General features: G+C 60.5%; 20 protein-coding genes and 1 pseudogene. 7 read left to right on the top strand and 14 right to left on the bottom strand.

Features of this window, described 5'->3' with window-relative positions; translation table 11 throughout:
- Positions 1–327: 327 nt before the first annotated feature.
- Together V1278_RS00730 and V1278_RS36800 are read right to left on the bottom strand one after the other, a co-directional pair.
- Positions 328–615, bottom strand: coding sequence for a helix-turn-helix domain-containing protein (locus V1278_RS00730; RefSeq protein WP_334379348.1), 288 nt, complete (start codon positions 613–615; stop codon positions 328–330).
- A gap of 1179 nt (positions 616–1794) precedes the next feature.
- A complete protein-coding gene (locus tag V1278_RS36800) occupies positions 1795–2202 on the bottom strand; it encodes an alpha/beta fold hydrolase (RefSeq protein WP_442894640.1) in 408 nt (135 codons plus the stop codon).
- 466 nt (positions 2203–2668) lie between these two features.
- Between V1278_RS36800 and V1278_RS00735 the strand changes: the two genes are divergently transcribed.
- Positions 2669–3181 (top strand): anthrone oxygenase family protein, encoded by a 513-nt coding sequence (locus tag V1278_RS00735; RefSeq protein ID WP_334379349.1) that lies wholly within the window; start codon positions 2669–2671, stop codon positions 3179–3181.
- Between the two features lie 373 nt (positions 3182–3554).
- Here V1278_RS00735 and V1278_RS00740 read toward each other — a convergent pair whose 3' ends face one another.
- Positions 3555–3974 (bottom strand): hypothetical protein, encoded by a 420-nt coding sequence (locus V1278_RS00740; protein ID WP_334379350.1) that lies wholly within the window; start codon positions 3972–3974, stop codon positions 3555–3557.
- A 169-nt stretch (positions 3975–4143) separates the two neighbouring features.
- On the opposite strand from V1278_RS00740, the gene V1278_RS00745 reads away from it, so the two are divergent.
- The 5 genes from V1278_RS00745 (at position 4144) to V1278_RS00765 (ending at position 8437) form a co-directional block, all read left to right on the top strand.
- Positions 4144–4467 carry a hypothetical protein gene (locus V1278_RS00745; RefSeq protein ID WP_334379351.1) on the top strand — a complete coding sequence of 108 codons (324 nt, stop codon included), beginning with the start codon at positions 4144–4146 and terminating at the stop codon, positions 4465–4467.
- Between the two features lie 73 nt (positions 4468–4540).
- Complete coding sequence (locus tag V1278_RS00750; protein WP_334379352.1) at positions 4541–6643, top strand: acyltransferase family protein; 2103 nt, start codon at positions 4541–4543, stop codon at positions 6641–6643.
- A 22-nt stretch (positions 6644–6665) separates the two neighbouring features.
- Positions 6666–7328: an SOS response-associated peptidase gene (locus V1278_RS00755; RefSeq protein WP_334379353.1), complete on the top strand. Its 663-nt coding sequence runs from the start codon at positions 6666–6668 to the stop codon at positions 7326–7328.
- Between the two features lie 321 nt (positions 7329–7649).
- Positions 7650–7874, top strand: coding sequence for an antitoxin MazE family protein (locus tag V1278_RS00760; protein ID WP_334379354.1), 225 nt, complete (start codon positions 7650–7652; stop codon positions 7872–7874).
- A 296-nt stretch (positions 7875–8170) separates the two neighbouring features.
- Positions 8171–8437: a hypothetical protein gene (locus V1278_RS00765; protein WP_334379355.1), complete on the top strand. Its 267-nt coding sequence runs from the start codon at positions 8171–8173 to the stop codon at positions 8435–8437.
- Between the two features lie 372 nt (positions 8438–8809).
- On the opposite strand, the gene V1278_RS00770 is transcribed toward V1278_RS00765, so the two are convergent.
- The 7 genes and pseudogenes from V1278_RS00770 to V1278_RS00800 form a co-directional block, all read right to left on the bottom strand.
- Positions 8810–9316, bottom strand: coding sequence for a Uma2 family endonuclease (locus V1278_RS00770; RefSeq protein ID WP_334379356.1), 507 nt, complete (start codon positions 9314–9316; stop codon positions 8810–8812).
- A 197-nt stretch (positions 9317–9513) separates the two neighbouring features.
- Positions 9514–9923: pseudogene (locus V1278_RS00775) on the bottom strand (Ku protein); the annotation flags it as partial.
- Positions 9924–10011: 88 nt separating this feature from the next.
- Entirely contained in the window at positions 10012–10230 is a 219-nt protein-coding gene (locus V1278_RS00780; RefSeq protein WP_334379357.1) for a hypothetical protein, read from the bottom strand.
- Between the two features lie 635 nt (positions 10231–10865).
- Positions 10866–11321, bottom strand: coding sequence for a hypothetical protein (locus V1278_RS00785; RefSeq protein WP_334379359.1), 456 nt, complete (start codon positions 11319–11321; stop codon positions 10866–10868).
- Between the two features lie 36 nt (positions 11322–11357).
- Positions 11358–13013 (bottom strand): cation/acetate symporter ActP, encoded by a 1656-nt coding sequence (actP, locus tag V1278_RS00790; RefSeq protein WP_334384068.1) that lies wholly within the window; start codon positions 13011–13013, stop codon positions 11358–11360.
- Positions 13013–13312: a DUF485 domain-containing protein gene (locus V1278_RS00795; protein WP_334379360.1), complete on the bottom strand. Its 300-nt coding sequence runs from the start codon at positions 13310–13312 to the stop codon at positions 13013–13015. The genes actP and V1278_RS00795 overlap by 1 nt, the downstream gene beginning before the upstream one ends.
- Positions 13313–13341: 29 nt before the next feature.
- Entirely contained in the window at positions 13342–14592 is a 1251-nt protein-coding gene (locus V1278_RS00800) for an FAD binding domain-containing protein (protein ID WP_334379361.1), read from the bottom strand.
- 185 nt (positions 14593–14777) lie between these two features.
- On the opposite strand from V1278_RS00800, the gene V1278_RS00805 reads away from it, so the two are divergent.
- Positions 14778–15449 (top strand): TetR/AcrR family transcriptional regulator, encoded by a 672-nt coding sequence (locus V1278_RS00805; RefSeq protein ID WP_334384069.1) that lies wholly within the window; start codon positions 14778–14780, stop codon positions 15447–15449.
- A 114-nt stretch (positions 15450–15563) separates the two neighbouring features.
- On the opposite strand, the gene V1278_RS00810 is transcribed toward V1278_RS00805, so the two are convergent.
- Genes V1278_RS00810 through V1278_RS00825 form a run of 4 tightly spaced genes read right to left on the bottom strand, consistent with a single transcriptional unit; the run spans position 15564 to position 19793 of the window.
- A complete protein-coding gene (locus V1278_RS00810) occupies positions 15564–17792 on the bottom strand; it encodes a xanthine dehydrogenase family protein molybdopterin-binding subunit (RefSeq protein ID WP_334379362.1) in 2229 nt (742 codons plus the stop codon).
- Positions 17789–18277: a (2Fe-2S)-binding protein gene (locus V1278_RS00815; protein WP_334379363.1), complete on the bottom strand. Its 489-nt coding sequence runs from the start codon at positions 18275–18277 to the stop codon at positions 17789–17791. Before V1278_RS00815 ends, V1278_RS00810 begins: the two co-directional genes overlap by 4 nt.
- Before the next feature lie 6 nt (positions 18278–18283).
- Positions 18284–19627 carry a cytochrome c gene (locus V1278_RS00820; RefSeq protein WP_334379365.1) on the bottom strand — a complete coding sequence of 448 codons (1344 nt, stop codon included), beginning with the start codon at positions 19625–19627 and terminating at the stop codon, positions 18284–18286.
- 31 nt (positions 19628–19658) lie between these two features.
- Entirely contained in the window at positions 19659–19793 is a 135-nt protein-coding gene (locus V1278_RS00825; protein WP_334379366.1) for a hypothetical protein, read from the bottom strand.
- Positions 19794–19931: the final 138 nt, after the last annotated feature.

The raw sequence follows: 19931 nt of genomic DNA on the forward strand, positions 1-19931 counted from the left end.
TCAAAGTTAACCGGCAAGCCTAACCGGCGAGTTTCATTGCCTCCGAACTAAACAAGTCTAGCGTGGTCGCAGTCGCGCAGATTGGACCAACGTGAACCCCACATGGACCAGCGTACTGCGCGATTAGGGGTCGCTTCGTGTGCCCTTGAAGCGGCCCCGCCCAATTATCTCAAGACAGAGCCGATCAATTGAGGCCGCCCCCGGTTTGGCCGCCTTCTTCCATGCAAGGCTAAAACCACCGCGATCAGTTCGACGCCTGCCCCTATATGCGCTCAAACCTCGCAGGCATTCCACCCTACCAAGACGAGCCGCCAGGGCGAAAACCGCTCATACAGCATCGCCCGTTTCACTTACTGTGTCAGCCGGCACAACCAAAAGGCGAGACTGTGACGTATTCATCGAGAAGGTCTCCTCCACTTCGAGACGCATGGTACCGTGGCATTCGCACGCCGCCGCCGTGCGCCGCGATCGGTCGATCTCGATGTGGCCTCGTCGATCAGATCTGATCGCTCCTGACGCGCGCAGATTGCGTATCAGGAGCGTCACCGTCGTTCGTCGCACACCGAGTATTTCCGACAGCGTCTCCTGGGTCAGCGGGAGGACGTCGTGGTCCATGCGGTCGCGAAAATGGAGCAGCCAGCGGGGCTATGCGGGCTTCGACCGGATGCAGCGCATTGCAGGCGGCGCCGAGCTGAAACTGTATCAGCATCGCCCTGACGTGGCTCTGGACCGCGTGCCGGATCGCGGGGCTCCGATTGAAAGCGGCGTGAAATCGCGGTGCGGGGATCCGGGAGGCTGTGCCTGCTGCACGAACGATAGTAGTAGTAGCCGAAGCTGACGGTCCGAGCACCGAAAGAATGCCGACCGCCCCCTCCCGCCCATTTGCGGCGGTGGCAACCGTCTTCCCGTCCGCCATGTCGACCATCAGCGACATGGCGCCGCTGTGAGGGAAGAAGACGTATTCGATTGCGTCACGCGATAGGACCGCGTCCTGATCGAGCGCGATCATCTCAGGTTCGGGCACCAGAAGATCGAAGTCTGCTGGCGGCAGTGCTGCCAGAAGACGGTTACCACTTACGCCGTGACGCCTCACTGCAAGTGCCCTGCTGAGAGGCAGCCACCGCTTCTCCATTCCGAGCGGCGCGGAACCGAGGTCCTAGCATTTGTTTAAATCTTGTTTGAATCTGCCTTCGGTAAGCGCACCGAGATAATCCAATTCACTTGCAGATGCTTTCGCTCTCAACAATCACACTCCACACGTTCGCGATTGCGAGGCGGATTTTCTGCTCAAGTACGTTGCGCGACACAATTGCAAAATGCGTATGGGTAACACCGTATGGGGTTGTCGTGGCCCACGAGTTTCAATTTTCCGCGCTCGCCAAACGCTGCTGCGATCTCGGCGGTGGCCACCTCAAATCGCGGCGGTCGCTTCTCTGCAAAGGCGGCGCTGCTGCCTCCCCGCACTTTGTCACCGTACGGTTGTCGCGGTGGTGGCGGCTTTGTCGAACTCGTTGCGCGCGATCTGGCAACTGCATCCCCCGCCTCTCGAATGCTATCTTCTCCGCGGCGAAATGAACAAACGGTGCCAGATGGGATCCGCTCAGACGCGATCGCTCTCTAATGGGCACGGGATGGCGCACTCGTTTGCGGTGGGCGGGCGGTCCCAGATATCGGGAGCATATCTGGTTTGGATAGCCCACACGATTTCGTCCAGCTTGTTGTGCTTGACTAGCCCGGCTTCAACCAAGGACTTGCCGATTGTTCAAAGGTGGTCGCCTTCCGGCGCGCAACACGTCATGCGGCACGTCGTGCAGGAAGTATGTCGCCACATCGAATTCCGTCGCATAGCAGTGGTACTTCGCAGCTTTTTCCCTCGCTGCGACGGCTCCTCTTGTATCCCCATGCGCCAGCCGTGTCGCCCGCCTTCGGAATCATCGCGTTGACGAACGCGAGCAGCCGCACGGACGCACGGGCGCAAACAAGCGGTGCCGTGAAGCCCGCTAACGACTGTGCTACGAGAATAGCGTCGTTTCGTTCCGCAATCGCTCGGATGACGATGTCGGCATATACCGCGAGACCGGCGCGCCTGTCGTCGCTAGGCAGATCGATTGCAATGACTTCGTGCCCGGCGGCGCGAATGAGTGGCGCCACGCGGTGCCAATACCAAGCCATACCGCCCACCCCAGGAACAAGGACGATGATGCCATCTGCTCCTCCGTTGCTGCCAGACTAGTTACGAAAAGGCGTCGCGATGAAACACTCGCAACGGGAAACCCGCTGCATCAAAATCGTGTCAACACAGGCATTGCTGATCTGGGCTGACCCGCATGCTCCTGCGGGAGCTCGTTACATGAGAACGCGATGCTTGGCCCCTTGTTCATCCAAGAGAAGAAGTTTCGCTTTGAGGTCAACCGGGCGGTTCGGGTCAAAAGCGTCGCTTTGAGGCCCGGCCGATCACATCCGTTCTACCCTTACAAGCAGACCATTTCTGGCCCGGCTCGCACTTCGCATTTGGGCCAAGAACCGAAATATCGCAAAGATTTTTACCCATCACCCCTACATTCTGAACACTGTAATTTTGACAAAGGTCACGCGCTCAGCAGATGATTTTCCTGCTTGGGGGTTTGCATTAGCCTTAGAACGGCATGATCGCCCCGGGGAAGCCGCAATGCCTAGATTGCTCGTAGCGCTGTCGATCGCGTCAATTGTCTTTTGCGGCGCGATTTTCGGATTCTTCTATGCCTGGGTCTGCTCGACGATGTGGGGACTCGATCAGGCGGATCCCCGTGTCGCAATCGCCGCCTTGCAGGCGATGAATGCCTCAGTGCGCAACGCGGTGTTCTTTCCCGCATTCTTCCTGACAGCGGCAGTTCTGGTTCTCACGGCGGCCGCAATGCGCTTTGCCGGTCAAAGTTTGGCTGCGTTTTGGTACTTGGCGGCGGCTGCGGTCTATATGGTTTTCGGCCTTTTCCTCACAATAGCTGTGAACGTACCCATGAACGAGGCGTTGGCGATGACGCCTATTCCGGCAGACATTGAAGCCGCGCGGGAGATTTGGGAAAGCTATTCAGGGCGATGGCAGTTCTGGAATCAAGTGCGAACGATCGCTTCAGGGATCGCTTTGATTTTCGCCGCTTTCGGATTGACGATATCGCGACCGACCGCCCCAGAGACTGTATGACAGCACAGCTCGATCTGGCGCCTTCGCGCAAGTTGCAGAAGAATAGACTGGCTTAGCCAGCGGCAGCCCGCCGGCGTGAGCCAGCGGGCTTGAATTTCACACGGGGAAAGGGGATGCCTTACGGGCCTACGGACGGCTCTGCATGCACTAAAGCGCCTCAAGGATGGAAGTTCATTCCAGGGAAGGCGAAAGTCGTAAATGTCTCAAGCTCGACGGATGTCAACAGTCATGCGATTGTCAGTGAGACACCGGAACAAATTTGCTGGAAAGTTACGGCTCGAACAGGAGCAAAAGGATATCGCCGCTCGATTTCCGCCCAAGCGTCGGCTCGAATCCAGCAGCCCTCAAGCTGATCTCGTTTCCGCCCCCTAGTTCATTCAGCGCACGCGCCGGCCCGGACGAGATCTTCCCGGCCGGCGTCTTGAGCCCGGCTGCAGGTTAGTGAGCACGGCTTGCCTTTCTTGCAGTTCCGAGCCATTTCCAGCTCAGCGGTGGACAGGCCGGTGACTGCACCCGCCTCAATTCGTTGCACCGACTGGACGCGGGTGATGATGTACATGCCCTGTCCGTTGCGCCATCCGTGGGCCTGCACACGACACACGGAGTCTTCCTTGCACTTTTCGTAAACTTGTCCTGCGGGAGTTCCCTCAAAGGTGCAATTGCCGATGACGAGCGTATGAGCGCCAGCGAACTCGCCTTGGCACGTTACGGCCTTCACGGCCTTCGGGGGTGCGGCAACCGCGGGGACGCACGGGGTCAGCAGGGCGACCGCGATCAGGGATAGCTTCTTCATCGTAGATCCTTAGTGCTTAGAAGGCGTCGCGGCACGATCCGAGATAGATCACGCCAATCAGTTCCCTGTTGATTAGCATCCAGCATGCGCATGTAAACGATTAAGTGCTCTCACCAATGGTGATGTGGAACGGCGTATCGCGAACGCGAAACTCGACCCGACATTTCTGATGGCCGACGTGGAAATCGTCGCGACCTACGAACTCTACAACGTCAATCGCTCCAAGCTCGCAAACCTCATCCACAGCATTTTAACGCGGCGCAGCTCCCTCCAGGTTTTCCAGTCTGGATCAGTCGCGGTGGCCAATCCCATGGCTCCTCGTCCCCGGCAAGCCTTGTTCGGAGGTTCGCGGCAATCCGTACAAACGCAGCCACCTCCTAGCCTTGCGACCGAACAAGATTTCAGCGTTGAACCCGCCGTCCACCTGGTGGCCGGGAGAACGATAACCAAAAATATCACCCCCGCAAAAATACGGATAGTAGCAATTTTCTGAACGACAACCCGCTTAGCTTCAGCTAAGAGCGGTGTGCCGGAATTTGCCCGGTGAAGTGGGTTGGGGAACCCTGTTGCATTATTCCATTGCTGACGCGCAACAGCCGTTGCGCGCTGATACTCGCTCCACTGCGACAAGCAAGCATTCAGATGGGCAGGCCTTTAGGCTGGACATCAACGCCCTCCGGGCGCTCTCGGTGCTGGCTGTACTTGGCTATCATCTGAAGATCCCAGGATTTGCCGGTGGATTCGTCGGGGTAGATGTCTTCCTCGTGATTACTGGCTATCTGATGACGGGCAAGGTGTTGGCCGACTTGGCTGCGGGGCGGTTCTCGCTCTGGTCGTTCGGCATGATGCGCATGCGGCGAATCTATCCCGCGCTTGCGGTCGTCGTGATTTCATCTGCCTTTGTCGGGTGGTTCGTCACGCTGCCCGGCGAATATCTGAGACACCTGAGGCAGGCATGCTACGCCTTGGTGGCCCTCTCCAATTTCGCCTTCGATGCTGATAACGGCTATTTCGCAATGGCCGCTCAGACCAAGCCCCTACTGCATACCTGGTCGCTCGCAATTGAGTGGCAATTCTATATCTGGATGCCCTTGGTGGTGGCGCTGATCTGGCGGCGCGCCCTGCCCTCAATATCTCGACCGAACGTGATGCTGGGCGCGTTTTTGGCTGTTGGGTTCATTTCATTGGCGTGGTGCCTCTGGCAAAGCCACAGCGACATGATGGGGTCGGCGTTCTTCTCATTGCGGGCCCGCGCATGGGAACCATTGGCGGGTGGATTGATCGCGGTGTCCGAGTTTCAGCGGCGTGCGAAGCGTACCGCTGACATTCCTTGGCCGACAGCGCCCGCAGCGGCGATCGGGGGCTGGGTCCTTGTTGCGGCCTGCATCATTTATCCTCTCCCTGAGACGCAATGGCCGGGACCGCTCACGCTATTGCCAATTCTCGGGGCTGCATTGATCGTCGCCGCCCGCCAGCAGGCCGATGGACGCGGCTTGCTTGGGCTGCCGTTCATTCAGCGTATCGGCGATTGGTCCTATTCGATCTATCTTTGGCACTGGCCCATCTGGGTCTTTGCGCTGAGCTGGCTCTCCTTCCGCGGCTATGACGTGAATGCCAGGGAAAAGATGCTGATACTGGCCGCGTCAGTGCTGCTCGGCGCAGCCTCTTACTATCTCGTTGAGCAACCCGTCAGAAAGCGCCGGGAATTCTGGACGGAGCGCCGTCTGGTGTCGAGTGCCAGCATCGTGTTCTGCTCGTTGCTCGCATTCACTGCAACGGCTTTCCTGAACAATGGGTATCCGAGCAGGCTGCCCGAATATCTGCTGGCCGCTGAGGAGGCGAGAAGGAACGGTACGCCTCGGGACGAGTGCTTCAGGAACTCGAACGCCGTCAAGCGGGCTGCTGAGACCTACTGCCGCTTTGGAAGTGAAGGCGCCGCCGGACACCCCACCGCAATCCTGTGGGGAGATTCGTTCGCCAATCAGTACCTTGAACCGATCTCGTCGGCCGCGCTTCGAAATGGAGTACATGGGCTGATCGCGACGCAAAGCGCCTGCAGGGCATTCATCGACGATCCTGCACTGAACTCCGGCGATCAACAGCCGTGCCGGGAGTTCAACCGAAGCACGATGGATTTCGTGCTTGGTCACGCAGAACCGAGCATAGTCATGATCGGAAGTAACTGGGGAAGTGCGATCGAGATTTCAGCTTTGGTGGACCGATTGCTCAGTTCAGGCAAGACCGTCATTCTGATCATGCCCCTGTTAAACGTCGGCTTCGATGTCCCGCAGCGGTGGATGGAAAACCAGGCCCGCGCTGGCAGAGCGCTAGACGAATGGAAGGTCGAAGCCGATCCCGTCCTCACGATGAGCAGCCTCCGTGCCGAGATCAGCAAAATCTTGGATAAATATAAGGAAGATTCGCGGCTGATCGCAGCCGATCCATTGCCGCTCGTCTGTGAACAGAGTCATTGCTATCTGGTCAGGAACGGGCAATCCAATTTTCGAGATGCTGCTCACATTTCCAATGTTAACGCGATGCAGTACACGGGCTTGTTCGACGCCGTCTTTAGATTGGCGGTCCAGGCCACGAGTAAGGCAGCGAAAGAGGCCGACTTAGGCGCAGGGATAAGACGCGACCCCGTCCCGCCGGCCACAAGCTTAAACTGAACCAGCTGCGCAAAGAGCTGAAATGTGTAATCTGTACTCGATCACCACGAACCAGGAAGCGATCCGCGCGCTGTTTCGCGTCGTCAACCGCTATGTCGGTAACCTGCCGCCCATGCCCGGTGTGTTTCCGGACTATCCCGCGCCGGTCGTGCGGAACGCTGGCACGGAGCGCGAGCTTGTTCTGATGCGCTGGGGCATGCCGCCGCCACCGCACCGGCGGTCCGCCGGTCACCAACATCCGCAACACCTCGTCGCCGCACTGGCGCGCGGCTGGCTGAAGCCGGAAAACCGCTGCCTGGTGCCCGCGAACAGCTTTGCCGAGTACGCTCCGGAGCCGAGCCCGGAAACCAAGAAGAAGGACGTCGTCTGGTTCGCGCTCGACGACGCCCGGCCGCTCTTCTGCCTCGCCGGCATCTGGACCGAGTTCAAAGGCGACCGCGGTACGAAGTCGAAGCCGGTCCCCGGCCCTCACCTGGTCTACGGCTTCCTGACGACGTCGCCAAACGCCGTCGTCGAACCGATCCACCCGAAAGCGATGCCGGTAATCCTGACGACGGAGGAGGAGCGTGACGTCTGGATGCGCGCGCCTTGGGATGAGGCGAAGGCGCTGCAGCGTCCGCTGCCGGACGACGCGCTCAAGATCGTCATGCGAGGATCCGACAAGGAAGACCGGGCCGCCGCCTAGCGCTCTCGTCGGCAGAGAGACCCGCCTGAGCGCAAACTCCCAAAAATCGCAACCGTGGTGGCCCTGGTGGCCGCCGCCCTAGAGGCCGGCCGTCTATGCCGACGTCGTCCGTATCCGAGTCCGGCGACGCTGGCGGTGCCGGGCGCAGCGGACCATTGGCTTCCGCTGCCGTTATTTCGGCTTTCCGGCATAGCGTGTTGAAATGCGATCGTGCACGACAGGGAAATTTCGGATTACCGTGTTGAGAGTTACCGGGGCAATCGGCAAAAATGGCTGACCGATCGGATGCTAGGTTACATGTAAACCAAGCATGGAGGACCAATGGTGAAGGCATCCAGGCCCAAGCCTGTTCGAATGAAGGTGCGGGAACATCGCGAGAGGCTGCGGGCGCAGGGCTTGCGACCTATCCAGATTTGGGTACCCGATGTGCGGTCTCCATCTTTCCGCAAGCAGGCTCATCGCCAGTCACTTGCTGTTGCGGCCAGCAGCCACGCCCGCGAGGATCAGGCCTTCATCGACGACGTGTCCGATCTGGACGATGAATGAGACGCGGCGAGATCTGGATGCGGCTCAATCAAGCGATGATGGTGTTCCTCGGCATGGCCGTATCACCCAAGAGCGGAAGAAAATGAGGCCATGGCCACTGCCCTGCGCCGACCCGCCCACACGGACGGCCATTCCCAGAGGATAGAAACCTCAACACGAAAATCCGGATAGCCGTTTTTTCAGGGCGGCGGAACAGGTGGAAAAGCCTTCGCCCCGCGATTCCGAATCCCTGGCATGTGTTAGCTGCCGGAACGGGTATGGGCCGCAAGGATTCGTCCCGGGCAGGAGCTATTTCGATGCTGATGACGAAGGAACGGCGGCCCACCATCCGCACGATGCGCGGCTGGGCGATCTCCGTGCTGCATGAGGCCGGCGCAATAAAGGAATGCGACGAACACGGCTGGATGCAGGACCGGGCCGATCCGCACGCCCGCGAGCGGGCCGTTCTCCTCGCTCGCCAAGATCCGCCGCCGGGCGTCTCTCCGGACGAGGCGCTTGCGGAAATTCGGTATGTGCTGGACTCGATCGGCGATAGTTGCCCCGAGTGTCCGGAGCCGGATTAGCTCGTTCGCTCGACGCCTCGCTCCATGGGGCGCGCGTACGGGCGAGTTCGAGCCAAGCCTGCGCGAGGCGGATCCATCGCTGCCGCTCCATGCCGTCCGTCGAGACGGCTTGACGCATGGCCTCCTCGGCTTGATGTCGGGGATCGTGGTCGCTGCCCATTGCGGCCGATACCGTACCGCTGACCGTAAAACGACAGGTGGCAACCCGCTCCGTAGGAATCCCGGGGGCGCGGAGGCGGACCGGTCGCCCATAGCAATTTCGAGAGGTCGGCAGGAAGCCGAGGATAGTTAGCTGCCCGCGACGGCTTTCCGCCGTCCGGAGGCAGGCCATCCGGACTTTGTGGAATGCCGATACTTGCGCTGACGGCGCAATCACATGCCGTTGGTGCGTTCGTTCTTGACGGCCTGAAGGCGTGATCGAGGTCGCACGCCCAGCGTATCGTAGATCTCGTTCAGCGTGATGGATGTTGCCAACGACGGGAAGGGAATAGCGACGTCGAACTCTTCGACCGTTTCCTCGGTCCAAGTGCCTTCTTGCTGCCGTCGGTGAACTTTGACGAGGACCATTTCCGACTCGATCTGCATGACTATGTCGACGCTTCCCACACCCCGATATTCTCGCAGTTTGGCACTGTAGAAGACGGCAGTGCCCGGCGCGGATACCTCCACGACAATCATGGGTTTTGATGCCGTCATCGCCTGCGCATTGCGAGGGCCGCAATCCACCACGACATCCGGATATCGAATCGTATCCGGGCCGGTCTGCACCGCCGTGTTGATCGACGTGGCACGACATCCCCTCTGTTTTCCGGCGGGGACGAAAGCCGCCAAAACGTTGCTGCGGATGACGTTGTGCCCTTCCTTCTCGGGCCATGGCATGGGCGACGCCTTCCACGAGTTCGTAGCGCTCATCACCGTCGGAGATGGCTTCGAAAAATTCGTCGACGGTGAGTTTGCTCCCTTCAGGAATAGCCATTTGTGTCATCCGGAACTGATTTGTTGCAGGCTACACTGCGGGGGCTGCATGGATCAAACGGCAGGCCGACATCACTTGCCGCCTCACGGGAGCTTCTTCGCTACGCCGACTTCCGCTGCGGCCTGGCCGCCGGCTTCTTGGCGGCCGCCTCCTTGGGTTTCTTGCCCTCAATCGGCATCAACATTTCCTTCTGCCCGCTCGCAGCCTTGCGCGGCTTCTTGGCGGGCTTGGCCTGGCTTCGCCGGCGCGGCGGCACCGCTGACGCTCCGGCGAAGCGCCTCCATCAGGTCGACGATGTTGCCGGCGGCGGGCCGCTCTTTCGGCGTGATGGGTTCGCCGGCGCGCTTCTGATTGATGATCTCGATCAGCGCGGTCTCGTATTGATCCTCGAACCTCGAAGGTTCGAACCGTCCGGACTTTTGGTTCACGATGTGCCTGGCGAGATCAAGCATGTCCTTGGTGACTTTGACGTCCTGGATCGTCGAAATACTCCTGCTCAGAACGGACTTCGTTCACGGTCGTTTCACCCAATTCGTTGCGATTTCGTTGCGTGTTCTCGGCGTGGTCGGTTGATCAATTAGCCGTCTTGGAAAGTCCGTCAGGTTCGCGTTGGCTTCCGGGAATGGAATAGCTCCTCGACGGACTGTTTCGGGTCCTTGATCCGGGAGCGATCCTTGCGATCGTTCTTCTGTGCCTCGAGCTTCTGCAGGAAGCGGAAACGCGGCGATCGGGTCGCGTGGCCCGATCGGCCGTGCTTGGTCATGCCGAAGCCCTTTTGGCCGCCGTGCGTCATTTGATCACTAACGAAGCTGTGCACCTAATCTCTCGCACCCGGGAAGCCGCCACGGGCCAAGCTTCATTCGGCTCGCCGAACCCATGATCAAGTGAGAAAGGATAGCCCTGATCGTCAAAAGGTGCGAGATGGAGAAGTTAGTTTGCGAGAACAAAATGCTGCGGTGCGGCGCGCCTGCTACCCAACTGCCGCTGTGAACTATCGGGGGTTCGAGTCACTGGAGCGCTACTGTCTTTCCCCACACCGACCCTACCTACGATACGTTATCCAATCTTCCGCATGACGCAGTTCCTGAGTCCAGAGCGAGTTCAGCTTTTGGCTCTGAGCGCGAATGTAGAAAGCCGCGAACCTCACTGTCAGGTAAAAGAACAAAATCGCGGAATTCGAGAAGGGAGTATCTTGCCGCGTAGAACCTTTGCCCTCCGAAGGCAATGGTCACACGTTCGAATCGTGTCGGGTGCCGAAAAAATCGGCGCGATCGACTCTATGCCGTTTCCCATCACATTCACCAGCGCAGGAGCCAATCGCCTTCGCGGCTGCTCACTCGCGCCCGGGAGGCCGTCCGGAGGCAAGAATGGGCATTCTGCCTCAAGGTGCCCCGATGGCGCAGCGATCCTAAGGCTTCGATGGCTCCTGGGATCTTATGCAGGAGCTGCAGTTCAGGCTTCGGTCGGGAGTCGTCTCGGTTCGGATGAGGCTTCGCCATGGCGTTCATAGCCAAGCTCCAAAGGCGCATTGGAGCTATCGAGGAATTCAACCGTGGTGAACCACAAGTCGGCATCGCCAACGTTTTCGAGATCGTGGATCTTATACTCACCCTTCCCATAGACGAAGTGACGGGTCTCGCCAGCCGAATAGACGGCTTCGACGATCGTCCCATCCTCCGCGTGTGATTGCGCCCGACCTGGCGTTACTGCGGTCCAAAAGTAGTCCAACACGTGACGATGGAATCCAATGCGCTCGCCCGGAGCAAGCCGGATTTCCCAGACGCGCACACGTTCCGTTTCGGACAGGAGCCGCGTGCCGACCCGCCCATTGAACTGATTGGCATCGAACTCTTTGCGAATGAAATCGGGCCACGCGGCCCTACCCTTTTCCGTCACACTAGCGGTCACTGTGGTGCCTCCTTAAGATGAGTTATCCAGGTTGTGTCATTCGAGGCCCAGCCCAGTCTGGGCGCGAACGTGCTGCGCGCTGAACGATGCGCGGACCGAAGCGGCCGCCGCACTGCGGTCCAACACCGACACTGCCCACGATACCGCGAAGGCGAGCGGAACCGAGACCAGGGCCGGATTGTCGTAAGGGAACGGTGCAGGCCCGAGCTTTAACGTGGCGGTCCATACTCCCGGGCTAAGAGCGACCAATCCCACCGAAGCCAGCAAGCCGGCAAGCGATCCGCTCACTGCACCTCGCGTCGTGAGATCAGGCCAGATGATCGACAGAAGTATCACTGGGAAGTTCGCGCTCGCAGCGATCGCGAAGACCAGCCCGACCATGAAAGCGATATTCTGGTTTTCGAACAGGACGCCGAAGCCGATCGAAAGCAGGCTGATTGCGACCGCGGCAACCTTCGAGACAAGCACCTCCTCCTGCTCGCTCGCACGGCCCCTGCGGACCACGCGGGCATAGAGATCGTGGCTCGCCGCCGAAGCGCCCGCGAGCGTCAGCCCGGATACGACGGCGAGGATGGTCGCGAACGCCACTGCGGAGATGAACCCGAGCAGTAGCGACCCGCCAACGGCGTCGGCCAGATGCAGGGCCACCATGTTGACGCCCCCAAGCAGCCCACCCGACGCATCCCGAAACTGGGGGTTCGCCGAAACGATCGCGATGGCGCCGAAGCCGAGCACGAACAGCAGGCTATAGAAGATGGAAATGAACCCCGTCGCGACTAGCACCGACGTGCGAGCCTGACGGGCATCGCTCACGGTGAAGAAGCGCATGAGGATGTGCGGCAGCCCGGCCGTACCGAAGATCAGGGCCAATCCGAGAGAGATCGCCGATATCGGATCCTTGACCAGTCCACCGGGGGCCATGATCGCGTCGGCCTTCGGGTGCAACGTGACCGCCTCTCGGAAGAGAGCCTCCAGACTGAAGCCGAAGTGCCCGAGAATCAAGATCGACATCAGCACCGAGCCTGACATCAACAACACAGCTTTGATGATCTGCACCCAGGTCGTCGCGAGCATGCCTCCGAAAGTCACATAGACCATCATCAGCCCACCTACGATGCCAACCGCGTAGACGTAGGGAAGTCCGAACAACAGCTGGATCAGCTTGCCGGTCCCCACCAGCTGGGCGATCAGATAGAAGACCACAATCACGAGGGTGTTCACACCAGCGACGGCCCTCACCGGGACCTCGGACAGCCGATATGCCGCGACGTCGGCGAACGTGTAGCGACCGAGATTGCGCAACGGCTCGGCAATCAGGAACAGGATCATCGGGAAACCGACGAGGAAGCCGATCGCGTAGATCATGCCGTCGTAACCCGAGGTATAGACGAGCGCCGTGACCCCTAAGAATGTCGCCGCCGAGGTGTAATCACCGGCGATAGCGAACCCGTTCTGAACGCCCGTGAGGCCGGCGCCGGCGGCATAGAAGTCCTTGGCCGTGCTCGTGCCCCGTCTCGCCGCCCACCATGTGATCGCAAGACTGACTGCGACAAAGCCGAGGAACATGGCGATCGCCGTCGCGTTCAACGATTGCCGCGTGCCGGGCGCGGAAGTCAGCGCGTCGGCCGCCGCGGGATCGGAAAGAAGGGTGAAGACCGTTGCGAACAAGGCTCCGCAAGCCGCGCGCGACATCATCGGAGGTCCTCCAGAAGAAGCTGACTAAGCTGATCGAAACGGGAATTGGCTCGCCGGACATAGACGGCCGTGAGAACGAAGCCGAGCGCGATCAGACCGACGCCGATCAACACGCCCCAGCTGATCACGGTGCCATCCCACAGCGGGTGCCCGAGCAACCGGGGCGAGAATGCGATGGTCAGGATGTAAGCGAAGTAGGCGGCAGCCATGACGATCGACATACCCACGCCAAGGCGTGCGCGCTCGCGCGCAAGCTGTCTGAACGCGGGATGGTCCTGGATAGTTTTCAGGTCCATTGGTTTTCTGTCCTCCCTTTTGAAGCCGGTTAGGCGGCGATCCCCGTCGCGACGGCGGTCTCCGCCATCACCGCCTCGGGGCTGCGATGCCGCTCCGCCATCGCCCGCTCTTCGGCAGTGGCGATTTGCGCCTGCATGTATGCGCCGAGATCGCGGGCACGACGGACAACCGCAGCTCCAAACGGAAGCCGGGTCGACTCGAATTTCGCGAGCGCCGCGGGCAATTCGGCCGGATGCGCTCGCAATGCATCAACCAGAGCAGCCGCGTCGGCCGCAGCCTTCGTTACGCCCATTCCGACGTGGGGTCTGGCCACGAAAGCAGCGTCGCCCAGGATCACCGTTCGGGATCCGAGCGCCATCCGTGGCGTCTCGAGATCCAGAATGGCCTGTATGAACGGCTGAGGCGTGAGGCGAACGATCTCGGCAAATTGCGGCGCAAGCAATCGCTCCGCGTCCCGACGCATTGAGGCGATCACCTCGGATCGAATCCTGTTCGGCGGAATCGACAATTCGTGCCGGACGCCATCGGTGTCTGTCAGGAGATCTGCCAACCCATGATCGGCGCCGGCTGGGCGGTACCAAACAAAATTGAAGCGGCGCTCGCCGACATCCATCTCTTCGGTGGCCCCGGCGACGGGATAGCCTAGCATCTGCTCGCCGGGAGGGAGGCTGAAGGCGAACCAGTCGCACAATTCGGCGCGGGTCCGAGGCGATAGGTCCCGCTCATTGACGAGGCCCCGCCAAGCGACGTAGCCGGCGTACGCAGGACGGACGTCGGTCGCAAGCTGTGCCCTGACGCACGAGAATATGCCGTCCGCGCCGATCAGCAGATCTCCCGAGACCTCAGAGCCTCCGGAGAAGCGCGCCACCACGCGATCGCCAAGCTCCGTGACTTCCACCAGGTTCCTGCCGTGATGATAGTGTTCCGCCGGGAGCGCTGCCTTCAAAAGCCCATAGAGGTGTCCCCACGAAGTAAGGACCTGCCGCAGCCCAAGTTCACCCACGATACGGCCGCTCCGGTCCAGCACACGCCGTCCCGGGACGACGACGCCGACGGCGGCGGCTTCGGTATCGATGCCGGCCCTGCCCAGTACCTCGAACAACTCGCGATGGGTGACTATGCCCGCACCACGACCTGCCAGTTCGGCGCCGATGCGCTCGTATACCTCGACGTTCCAGCCTTCTCGCCGCAACAGCAATGCAGCGAACAGTCCGGCCATGGACCCTCCAACCACGAGCGCTCTCGGCTGCGCCTCGCGCCTCCAACGATGGTCACTCACGAGCAGCCTCCCTTCCCTTGCAGACGCCGTTATTTATCGTTTGATCAATTATCGGAAGGTCATTGATGCAAGTCAACATCTATTTATCAACTGATAAACAAAATGTGATGACCTCGTGCTTGATCGGCTGGGGCGGCAAATCGGTGTATGAAGTCGCAGAAGTGCACTCAAACCGACGAATCAGTGTGAAGCAGCCCAGCAGAGCGCGTCCCCGAACGCCGATCCGAGAGCAGCAGAGGCTGGACCCGTCCGAGCGGGAAGCCATTATCGCGCGAGAAGCGGTCTCGTTTTTCGCCGAATACGGGTTCGAGGGGCAGACCCGTGAACTCGCAAAGCGGCTGCGCATTACCCAGCCCCTGCTCTATCGCTACTTTCCGAGCAAGGAAGCTCTCATCGAGCGGGTCTATCAGGAAGTTTTCGTCGGTCGCTGGAGGCCATCTTGGGAGAAAATCATCACCGATCGCTCGGTCCCTCTGAAAGCGAGGCTGATCCACTTCTATCGCGAGTATGCCGAGGTTATTCTCACATACGAGTGGATCCGCCTGTTCATGTTCGCGGGCCTGAAGGATCTCGGATTGAACGCCCGCTATCTCAAAATGCTGCGCGAGCGCGCGTTCGAAAAAATAATCGAGGAGATCAGGATCGAGTATGGACGTCCCTCGACCGGCGAACTCCCGATTTCCGTTCTCGAAATCGAGATGGTATGGGGGCTTCACGCCGCGATCTTCTATCTTGGAGTGCGTCAATTCATCTACTCGATGCCCCTCGAAGCGGATGTCAATTCGATCATCGATGCAAAGATAGCGACGTTCCTCAGTGGCGTTCGCTCCGTTCTGCCGGCGAAAGCAACGGGCTAGTCTAGGTCCGGTAGGTACGTCTGCCGTCTTCTTCGAAAAGCAAATTGGAAGCCGTGGGTGTATTGGTGCGCCGTACATCTACCACGCCTTCAAACCTCCAATCATTCCTTCCGGTCAGATCGCAATGGCTCTCTTGATCCGGGCCGCAGTGAACGGAAGTTCATACATCCGAACCCCGGTCGCATCCCTGATCGCGTTGGCGATCGCGGCTCCTGTCGGCCCTTGGGCGGCCTCTGCCACACCATAGAAGGCATCGCCGGGCCGATCGATCAGATGGACTTCGACCGACTCCGGGACACTGTCAAATCGCATGATCGGGTAGGCTGACCAATCCACCGATGTGACACGGGTGCGATCGAACGTCACTTGTTCGAAAAGCGTCCAGCTGATCGACTGCAAAATGCCGCCTTCGATCTGATTGCGGATACCATCCGGGTTCACAACCTGCCCCGTGTCCACCGCCGCCACGACGCGACGGACGCGAACGACGCCGCTCTGGCGTGGAAGCTCGATCTCGACTGCCACTGCACACCAGGCTTCGAGATTCTTGTAACGTGCAAAGCCAAACCCGAATCCGGTGCTCTCTGAACGCTTGACCCGCGCGGCCCAGCCGAAACGCGATGCTGCCGTTTCGATGACCTCGCACGCACGGGGATCCACGGTGTGCCGAAGCCGAAACGTCACGGAATCCTGGCCCGAGCGAGCCGCCAATTCGTCGAGGACGCTCTCGATCGAGAGGACGTTGAGATAGGCTCCCAGGGAGCGCATGGAGGAGCCGCGCAAGGGCATGTCAGGCAGGAAGTGGCTAATCACCTTGGAGTTCGGGATCGCGTAGAGCGGAATGGCATTCCGATCGCCGCCGCCCTCAGGCTGGGCCAGCGCAATGGGCGGCGTGGGCGGAAAGGCGTCGGATTTCAGTCGAGCAGCTATCAGCGTCCCCGGAGGGCCAGGCCGCATCATATGCGACTGGCTCCAAACCTCGTGGTGCCAATCCGCAATCGTACCGTCTGCTCCGACCGTCGCCCGGAGCTTGACCACCATGCCGGGCCCGAATGGATCCCACGCGTGCTCCTGTTCACGCATCAGCTGAACCTTGACCGGCCGACCGGGCGTCGCCAGGGCAAGCATCGCCGCATCAGCCGCCGCGTCGTCGGCTCCGTTGTGGCCATAGCAGCCAGCGCCCTCTGCGTGGATGCAGCGCACGTTCTCGGCGGGCATCCGCAGCATGCCGGCGATCGCATCGCGAAGGAAAAACACGCCTTGCGTATGAGTCCAAACCGTGAGCTTCCCGTCCCGGAATTGCGCAATCGCGCAGGACGGTCCGATCGAGCCGTGCGTAAGATAGGGTCTGCTGAAGGTCCCTTCGACCAGGATCCCCGGCTTGCCCGGACTTCCCGTCTCGTGAATCGTCGTGTCGCGCGAAGGCAGATTCATCAGAGCGGCTGGCAAGTCCGCGCTGTCCGGAAGCGCTTGCTGTTCGATCCAGGTCGTGGTCGCTGCGAGCGTTCGCAGTCCCTGAACGGCGGCCCACTCCCGGTCTGCAAGCACGCCAAGGAAGTTGCCGTCTTGCACGACCTTGACGATCCCGCTCATCCGCTCGACCTGAGCGATATCACAGTCTCGCATGGTGGCCCCGTAACTTGGAGGGCGAACAACACGGCCGTGCAGCATCCCCTCAGGGCGCATGTCCTGAACGTAGGCGCTTCCCCCTGTCACCTTGGCCGGAATATCGATCCGCGGCATGGGTTGGTTCATCACGGTGAAGTCTGCCGGCGAGGTCAAACGCGAGGTCGGCTTCGCGTCAACCGACAACAGTTGATCGCGAACCAATTCGCCGTAGCCCAGGCGAACGCGGTTAGGGCCGAATATCTCGCCGTTGCGAACCTGCAGCGAGGTGGCTGCCACGCCGAGCCTGAAGGCGGCCTCACCGACGAGTATCTCGCGCGCCTGCGCCGCCGCGTGCCGAATTGCTGTGCCGGAGTCCCGCATCGAGTGGCTTGCAGCCGTGTAGCCTTCATTAGGCGTCCGTGCGGTGTCTGCCGTGACCAGCGATAGCCGATCAAACGACACCTTGAGTTCCTCTGCCGCGACCTGGAGCAGCGCCGTCCTGAGACCCTGGCCAAGCTCGGCTTTTCCGGTGAGGATCGTAACGGCGCCCGATGCGTCGACGCGAATCCAGGCGTCGATGTTTGGCGTGTCGTCGAGACTTCCCGGCAAACCGTGTTTCGAGGGTCCGCTACCCGTTCCCGTTTCGGTTTGTCCATACGCACCGGAAAGCCGGAAGGCGACGATGAGCGCGCCGGCGCCCCCCAATACGCTGCGCCGAGAGACAGCACGCGTCATCGTCCTGTCCTCGCGTCGACAGTCTTCGGCCTCATCTCTTCCGCGGCACGCCGGATCGCACGCAGAATCCGCATATGTGTTCCGCATCGGCAGAGATGAGGCTGAAGTTCGGCCCTGAGCGACTCATCTGTGGCGTGCGGATCGCGACTCAGCAGCGCCTGGGCGCGCATCATCATGCCGGGAATACAATAGCCGCATTGTGCCGCTTGCTCGGCAATGAAGGCGCGCTGCATCGGTCCAGGCGCGTCCAGGCTCCCAAGTCCTTCGAGCGTGGTGATCGTCCGCCCTTCCAACAGCATCACCGGCGTTATGCAGGAGAAAATGGCCTTGCCATCGACGATGACGGTGCAAGCCCCGCATTGACCGAGTCCGCAACCATACTTTGCAGCATTCAGCCCGAGTTCGTCCCTGAGAACGTAGAGCAGCGGAGTGTCCGGGCTCGCCTTGATGGATCGGCTCTCGCCGTTAACCGTCAGCGTTTTCATGGTGTTTCACCGAACCTTCTGCTCTTTGTTGTCGAGCCCGACTCGCCGGTTTCCTCTTGCTTCCGCGACCGCTTTGGCTATCCCATCCCACTGCCTTTTTCCGGCAAATTGGGTCCGCAGATAGTTGGCGAGATCCGATATCTGCCGGTCGCCAAGAACATCGCCAAAGCCGGGCATGATCGGACGCGCAGAGCCGCCGGTGGATGCCGGTATTCCCCGCACCACAAGATTGACCAGGTTGGTGGGCGTCTCGCCTGCAACGGCGGTGGAGAGACCAAGTCTTACGCCGCCCAGCGGCAAGGGTCTGTCGCTTTCGTGGCACGACGCGCAAACGGCGGCGTAGATCGCTCCGCCCGGGTCGGACGAGATAGACGGCGTAGCAGCCTGAGCGCCGGCTACCTGCGGCAGACGTCCTGGACCTGAAGGGTCCGGCATCTTCACATCGTTTCGCCCTTCACCCTTGCCGAGCGAGGCAAGATAGGAGGCCATTGCGCTTACGTCGGTGGGGTCGACCGAGGACAGATTGTCAACCACGTTCGCCATCGGCCCCTGAGCCGTCCCATGCAGGGGATGCGAGCCACGCGCGAGATAATCCGTGAGGGCGGCCTCGTCCCATCGGATGGGCGATTGCGAGCTCCGACCGAGCGCATAGGCGCGCCAACCCTCGGCTTCGCCTCCTTCGAAACTGGCCGATGCCATTTCCGCCCCTAGCAGATTGCGCGGAGAATGGCAGGCGCCGCAATGCCCGAGCCCGTCGACCAGATATTTTCCCCTATTCCACTTCTCATCCTTCGAGGGGTCGGCGACGAAACGCACCTGACGCAGAAACAGCAGCTTCCAGCCGGCCAGCGTCAGGCGCACATTGAGAGGAAACGGAAGTTCATTTGGCGGCGCCGACGATTTGACCGGATCAATCGACATGAAGAAGGCATACAAAGCCTTCGCATCATCATCCGACACGCGCGTGAAATGATCGTATGGGAATGCCGGGTAAAGGTGGCGCCCTTCACGATCCACGCCGGACCGCAGAGCGCGAATGAACGCCTGCTCCGACCATCGCCCGATGCCGGTTTCAGGATCGGGCGTGATGTTGGTGGAGTAGATTTTTCCGAAGGGCGTCGGCATCGCAAGCCCTCCGGCGTATGGGACTCCGCCCGGTGCCGTATGACACGTGGCGCAGTCTCCGAGCAGCGCAAGGCTCGCTCCACGACGCGCCTTAGCGCGATCCGGGGCCCCGACTGACCGTGGATCGATGGGAGGAATTGGCGATTCCCAGGCATAGAGAAGTGCCGCTGTTACGCCGATCGCCCCAACGGAAAGCAGTGCGAGCAGAACGGACTTGAGCTTCATCGCCCTCCCCTCCCGAACGGAAACGCCCATATCAGGTGGGTACAGGCGCCATCTTTTCAGTTTCATGCGGCACTTGCACAATCTCCCGATCACGGCTCGACGCGAACTGCTTCTCGATCGCCTGCCCGACGAGCAATGGGCCGCTGCAATCTTCACTTTCGACCATACTTCCGTCGCCACAACGCGTTGCGCCTTCCCCGCGGCATTGAAATCGAGAAGTAATCCAAAGCGTGCGCATGGAGTCCAATACGCGCGCTGGTCTGCGGCGTAAGGGGTCAGACGAGGAAGCTCACACCTGGAAAAC

The sequence above is a fragment of the Bradyrhizobium sp. AZCC 1577 genome (assembly GCF_036924575.1).
In the GTDB taxonomy this organism is placed as follows: domain Bacteria; phylum Pseudomonadota; class Alphaproteobacteria; order Rhizobiales; family Xanthobacteraceae; genus Bradyrhizobium.